Genomic DNA, 6,364 nt, shown 5'->3' with positions numbered 1-6,364 from the left:
GCGGCGAGGTCCGCACGGCGGCGGTCGCCGCGGCGGGGCCGGTGACGACGGCCGCGGCCGCGCCCGGCATCATCTCGCGCGCCGAGTGGGGCGCCGCCCCGCAGGCCTGCGAGTTCGACGTGGCGTCGACGCTGCTCGCCGCGGTCGTGCACCACACCGCCGGCCCGAACTCGTACGCGAGCGTCGACCAGGCGAAGGCGCAGATCCGCGCCGACCAGCGCTACCACCAGCAGTCCCGCGGCTGGTGCGACATCGGCTACAACTACCTGGTCGACAAGTGGGGGAACGTCTACGAGGGCCGCGCCGGCTCCGGCACGCGGCCCGTCATCGGCGTCCACGCGGGCGGGTTCAACACCGCGACGCTCGGCGTCTCGATGCTCGGCGACTACAGCAGCGGCACCCCGTCGGCGGCCGTGCAGGAGAACGTCGCCCGCCTGATCGCGTGGCGGCTCGGGTCGTACCACCGCGACCCCACGAGCACGATCTCCTACACGACGCTGGGCGGCGAGAACTCGCGGTTCGCGGGCGGCACGACGCTCGCCCTGCCGGTCGTGATCGGCCACCGCGACGTCGCGTACACGGCGTGCCCCGGCAACGGCGGCTACGCGGTCCTCGGCACCATCAAGCAGCGCGCCAAGGAGATGATCGGCGGCACGCTGGTCAACCCGCGGCTGTCCACGCAGCAGGTGGCGTACGGCTCCGGGCTCGAGGTCGTCGCGGGCGTCTCGTACGGACTGGCGTGGGACCTCACGGTCACGGACGTCCGGTCGGGCGTCGACGTCGCCCGGCGCAGCGGCTCCACGGGGCCGTCGACCGGCGCGGGCGTCATCGGCTTCGACGGGCGCAGCGACGCCGGCGTCCCGCTCGGCACGGGTGACTACCGGCTCACGGTGCGGGGGCACGACCTGGTGACCGGCGCGCCGATGGTGCCGTGGTCCGCCGCGTTCGCCGTCACGGGCAGCCAGTCCCCGCCGACCGTGGCGCCCGTGCCGCTCGTCGGGAACCTGCGCTTCGTGCCGGTCACGCCCGCGCGCCTGCTCGACACGCGGTCCACCGGTGCGTCGCTCGGGCCCGCGTCCCGCGTCGACGTGGCGGTCACGGGCCGGGCGGGCATCCCCGCGGACGCGCGCGCCGTGGCGCTGAACGTGACGACCGTGCACAGCTCCGGCATCACGCACGTGCGTGCGTGGCCCGCGGGCGCGCCGGTGCCGGACGCCTCCGTCACGAACACGGACGCGCAGCGGGTGTCCGCCGCGACGACGATCGTCGGGGTCGGCGGCGAGGGCAAGGTCAGCCTGTGGAACTCGGCGGGGTCGACGCACCTGCTGGTCGACGTCAGCGGCTACTTCGTCGACGGGTCCACCGGCTCGGGGTTCGCGGCCGCCGCGACCCCCGCGCGGCTGCTCGAGACCCGGACGGACGGGGGCGAGATCGCCGGCGGCACGCGCCGGACGCTGCAGGTCGCCGGCCGGGCGGGCGTGCCGACCGACGCCACGGCCGTGGTGCTCAACGTGACGACGCACGCGGGCGCCGCGGGCTACACGGCGGTCGTGCCGCGCGGCGCGGCGGCGGGCGTGGTGTCCACGGTCAACCACCAGCCGAACCGGGACGTCGCCAACCGCGCCGTCGTGCCGCTGAACGGCGGCGGTGTCGACGTGGAGGTCGCGGGCGCGGGTGCGCACGTCGTCGTCGACGTCGTCGGCTGGTTCTCGCCGGCGGCGTCCGCGCGCTACACGCCCGTCGTGCCCGTGCGCGCGTTCGACACCCGGTCGGGCAGCCCGCTGGGCGCGGCCGCGGACCGCCGGTTCGACCTCACGCCGGTCGGGGTCCCGGCCGACGCGCGCGCGGTCGCGCTGAACCTCACGTCGACGCGGGCGACGTCGTTCGCGACGTACCTCACGACGTGGGGCGGCGGGACACGACCGGGCACGTCGGACCTCAACACCGGCGCGGGGCGGGACCAGGCGAACCTGGCGGTGGTCGCGCCGGCGGGCGGTGGCCTGCGGGTCTACAACAACCTGGGCAGCACGCACGTGGTGGGGGACGTGCTCGGCTGGTTCCGCTGACGCCGGTCGCCGCCGGTCCGGACGTTCCGGACCGGCTTGTATGCTCGTGCGGCGCCAGCGGACGGACGAGCGGAGACCACAGCCCATGTCGCGGTACGACACGACGCTCGACCCCCATGCGTCGAACACCAGCCACTGGCAGGTGATCGACCTGGTCCCCGGGGGCAGCGACGTGCTCGACGTCGGGTGCTCGACGGGCTACCTGGCGGAGGCGCTCGTGGAGCGCGGCTGCCGGGTGAGCGGCGTCGAGTACGACCCCGAGGCGGCCGAGAAGGCGCGGCCGCACCTGCAGCACCTCGTGGTCGGCGACCTCGTCACCATGGACCTCGCCGCCGAGCTGGGCGACCGCACGTTCGACGTCATCGTGTGCGCCGACGTCCTCGAGCACCTGCCCGACCCGGTGGACGTGCTGCGCCGCCTGCTGGCGCACCTGCGGCCGGGCGGCTCGGTCGTGGTGTCGGTGCCGAACGTGACGCACGGCTCGCTGCGGCTCGCGCTGCTGCAGGGCCGCTGGCAGTACACGCCCACGGGCCTGCTCGACAGCACCCACATCCGCTTCTTCACGCGTCGCAGCCTCACCGAGGCGCTGCGCGACGCGGGGCTCGTGGGCGTCGACCTGCGCCGCACGACGGTCGACGCGCTCGGCGGCGACGTCGCGGTCGACGCCACCGCCCTGCCGGACGGCGTCGTCGACTGGGTGCGCGCCCAGCCCGACGCCGACACGTACCAGTTCGTGTGGCGCGCCGTGCGGGACGACGCCGAGGGCGCCGCGGTGCGCGCCGCGCAGGAGCGCGAGCAGATCGCCGCGGAGCTCGACGCGCTGCGGTCGCAGTCCGCCCGCTGGCGCGAGGAGCGTGACGCCGCCCGTGCGGCCCTCGACGAGGTGCAGGCGACCCGTGCCTGGCGCGCCCTCAGCCTGCCGCGTGCCGCCTACGGCCGCCTGCGCACCACCTGGAGGAAGTCCCGCTGATGTCGTTGCTCTCGGATCTGCGCTCGTCCCCCGAGCTGCTGACCAACCTCACCCGGCGCGAGGTGAAGGGCAAGTACAAGCGGACCGTCCTCGGTCAGCTGTGGTCGCTCGTCAACCCGCTCGCGCAGATGGTCATCTTCACGGCCGTCTTCTCCTTCATCCTGCGGATGCAGCCGGACCCCGGCGACCCCAGCGGGCTGGACACGTTCTCCGTGTGGCTGCTGTGCGCGCTCCTGCCGTGGGCGTTCTTCGTGAACGTCGTCAACGGCGGCATGGGCTCGCTCGTCGGCAACCAGAACCTCATCCAGAAGGTCGCGTTCCCGCGCGTCGCGCTGCCCGTGTCGAACGCCTTCTCCGTGGCGTTCACGTGGGGCATCGAGATGACGGTGCTGCTCGTCGTGCTGCTGGTGCTCGGGGCGAACGCGCTGCTGTGGCTGCCCGCGGTGCTGGTCGCGATGCTCGTGCTGTTCGCCTTCGCCCTCGGCGTCTCGCTCCTGCTGTCGATCGCGAACGTGTACTTCCGCGACACGCAGCACTTCGTCGGCATCCTGCTCCAGGCGTGGTTCTACGCGACGCCGATCGTCTACCCGGTGTCGCTCGTGGCGGAGCAGTCGGAGCGGCTCGGGCCGCTGTTCGGCTCCGTCACGGTGCTCGACCTGTACCGGCTCAACCCGATGGAGCGCTTCGCCGAGGTGTTCCGCAACCTGCTGTACGACAACCGGTGGCCGGCGCTCGACTCGGTGCTCATCTGCGTCGTGTGGGCGGCCGTGTCCCTGGTGGTCGGCGCGCTGGTCTTCCAGCGCCACGAGAAGAAGCTGGCGGAGGCGCTGTGAGCGCGTCGGCGGTGTCCGTCGAGGACGTCACCAAGAAGTTCCGGGTCTACCACGAGCGCAACCAGACGCTGAAGGCCGCGATCATGCGGCGCCGGCGCGCGGTCTACGAGGACTTCCTCGCGCTCGACGGCGTCTCGTTCGACATCCCCGAGGGCAGCACGTTCGGCCTCGTGGGGGACAACGGGTCGGGCAAGTCGACCCTGCTCAAGTGCCTCGCGCGGATCCTCTACCCGGACTCGGGTGCGGTGACGACGCGCGGGCGCGTGGCCGCGCTCCTCGAGGTCGGCTCGGGCTTCCACCCGGAGCTGTCGGGGCGGGACAACGTCTACCTCAACGGCTCGATCCTGGGCATGAGCCGCCCGGAGATCGACCGCAAGTTCGACCAGATCGTGCAGTTCTCCGGCGTCGAGCAGTTCATCGACCAGCCGGTGAAGAACTACTCGTCGGGCATGTACGTGCGCCTCGGGTTCGCGGTCGCCATCCACGTCGACCCGGAGATCCTCCTCGTCGACGAGGTGCTCGCCGTGGGCGACGCCGCCTTCCAGGAGAAGTGCGCGGAGAAGTTCCTCGAGTTCCGCCGCGAGGGCCGCACGGTCGTCGTCGTCAGCCACTCGATGCCGTCGCTGCGCAGCATGTGCGACCAGGTCGCGTGGCTCCAGCACGGCAAGCTCGTCGAGACGGGCGACGCCGCGCCGATCCTCGAGCGCTACCTCGACTCGACCCGCACCGACGTGCGACGCGACTCCGAGGGCAAGGTCCGCTGGGGTACGGGCGAGGCGATGATCGACAGCGTCGAGCTCGTCCGCGACGGGGTGCCCGTCGACGCGGTGCGCACCGGCGACGACGTCGCGATCCGCGTGCGGTACACGGCGCGCGAGCGCATCGACCGGCCCGTGTTCGGGCTCGCGATCGAGTCGCACGACGGCGTCTACCTGTGGGCGAACAACACGCGGGACTCCGGCCACCACGTCCAGCACATCGACGGCTCGGGCGTCGTGGAGTGCCGGATCCCCGCGCTCGCGCTGCAGCCCGGCTCGTTCCAGGTGCTCGCGTCCGTGGTCGACACGTCGACCACCCACGTCTACGACTACCTGCGCGACGCCGTCCGGTTTTCGGTCGAGCACGGCACGCCGGTCGAGTCCGGCGGGTACGTCGCCCTCGGGGGGCGCTGGTCGTGAGCGCGACCGACGTCGCCGCGACGCCTGCCGAGCGGCCCGCCGGGCGCCGCCGGGTCCTGGTGGTCACGCTCGACACCCTCGCGACCCGGATGGCCGGCCCGGCGATCCGCGCGTGGGAGATCTCCCGCGCGCTGTCGCGGGAGCACGACGTCCGCCTCGTGACGTTCGGGCGGTGCAGCCGCGACGGCGTGGGGTTCGCGACCGCGGGCATCCGCGTCGAGGACTTCCGGGCCGAGGTCGACGCGTCGGACGTCGTCGTCATCCAGGGCTTCGTGTTCAACGCCTTCGCGTGGCTGCAGGACTGCCCGCAGGTGCTGGTGGTGGACCTGTACGACCCCTTCCAGCTCGAGACGCTCGAGATCGACCGGTACAAGCCGCGACCCGAGCGGGACCGGGCGCTGGCGTTCGCGCTCGGCGAGCTGCGCGACCAGGTGCGCCGCGGCGACTTCTTCCTCTGCGCGTCCGGCCGCCAGCGCGACCTCTGGCTCGGGCAGCTCGCGGCCGCGGGCCGCGTCAACCCCGACACGTACGACGCCGACCCGTCGCTGCGCTCGCTGCTGAGCATCGTGCCGTTCGGCACGGCCGGCGAGGCGCCCGTGCAGCAGCGGCGCGCGATCAAGGGCGCCACGCCCGGGATCGGACCGGAGGACAAGGTCCTGCTCTGGGGCGGCGGCGTCTACAACTGGTTCGACCCGCTGACGCTCGTGCGCGCGGTCGACCGGGTGCGCGCGCGGGTCCCGGAGGTGCGGCTGTACTTCCTCGGCATGAAGCACCCCAACCCCGACGTGCCGGAGATGGCGGTGGCCACGCGCTGCCGCCGGCTCGCCGACGAGCTGGGCCTCACGGGCACGCACGTGTTCTTCAACGAGGACTGGGTGCCGTACGAGCAGCGCGCGGACTACCTGCTGGACGCCGACGTCGGCGTCAGCTGCCACTACCTGCATGTCGAGACGGAGTTCTCGTTCCGCACGCGCATCCTCGACTACCTGTGGGCCGGGCTGCCGATCGTCTCGACCGAGGGCGACAGCTTCGCGCAGCTCGTGGCGGAGCGCGGTCTGGGCCGCGTGGTGCCCGCCGAGGACGCCGACGCCCTCGCCGACGCCCTCGAGGAGCTGCTGGTGGACGACGGTGCCCACGCGGCCGCCGCGGCCGCCGTGCGCGCGACCGCCCCGGAGTTCTCGTGGGACGCCGTCCTCGAGCCCCTGGTCGCGTTCTGCCGCGAGCCGCGCCGGGCCGCCGACAGCCACCGCCTCCCGCCGCGCGCCGGCGGCGCGGCCGCGCCGGCCCCGGGCGCGGGGACCCCTCGCCGAGCCCCCG

5 protein-coding genes are annotated in these 6,364 nt (G+C 73.6%); all 5 read left to right on the top strand.

Annotation, left to right across the window (positions count from 1 at the left end):
• On the top strand, positions 1–2,066 hold a 2,066-nt coding region (locus AB6N23_RS16685; RefSeq protein WP_412867112.1), incomplete at its 5' end, for a peptidoglycan recognition protein family protein.
• Between the two features lie 85 nt (positions 2,067–2,151).
• The gene (locus AB6N23_RS16680; RefSeq protein ID WP_412867111.1) at positions 2,152–3,036 is read left to right on the top strand and encodes a class I SAM-dependent methyltransferase; all 885 of its coding nucleotides are present in this window, start codon (positions 2,152–2,154) and stop codon (positions 3,034–3,036) included.
• Positions 3,036–3,869 (top strand): ABC transporter permease, encoded by an 834-nt coding sequence (locus tag AB6N23_RS16675; protein WP_412867110.1) that lies wholly within the window; start codon positions 3,036–3,038, stop codon positions 3,867–3,869. Before AB6N23_RS16680 ends, AB6N23_RS16675 begins: the two co-directional genes overlap by 1 nt.
• Positions 3,866–5,047, top strand: a complete 1,182-nt coding sequence (locus AB6N23_RS16670) for an ABC transporter ATP-binding protein (RefSeq protein WP_412867109.1) — start codon at positions 3,866–3,868, stop codon at positions 5,045–5,047. The genes AB6N23_RS16675 and AB6N23_RS16670 overlap by 4 nt, the downstream gene beginning before the upstream one ends.
• On the top strand, positions 5,044–6,364 hold a 1,321-nt coding region (locus AB6N23_RS16665), incomplete at its 3' end, for a glycosyltransferase (RefSeq protein WP_412867108.1). The genes AB6N23_RS16670 and AB6N23_RS16665, both read left to right, overlap by 4 nt.

The sequence above is a fragment of the Cellulomonas pasadenensis genome (assembly GCF_047229365.1).
Taxonomy (GTDB): Bacteria; Actinomycetota; Actinomycetes; order Actinomycetales; family Cellulomonadaceae; genus Cellulomonas.
This window is presented reverse-complemented; position numbering and strand designations above follow the sequence as displayed.

Excerpts from the sequence above, each read along its gene's own strand:
- AB6N23_RS16680 (WP_412867111.1), top strand. The coding sequence starts at position 2,152 with ATGTCGCGGTACGACACGACGCTCGACCCCCATGCGTCGAACACCAGC.
- AB6N23_RS16675 (WP_412867110.1), top strand. The coding sequence starts at position 3,036 with ATGTCGTTGCTCTCGGATCTGCGCTCGTCCCCCGAGCTGCTGACCAAC.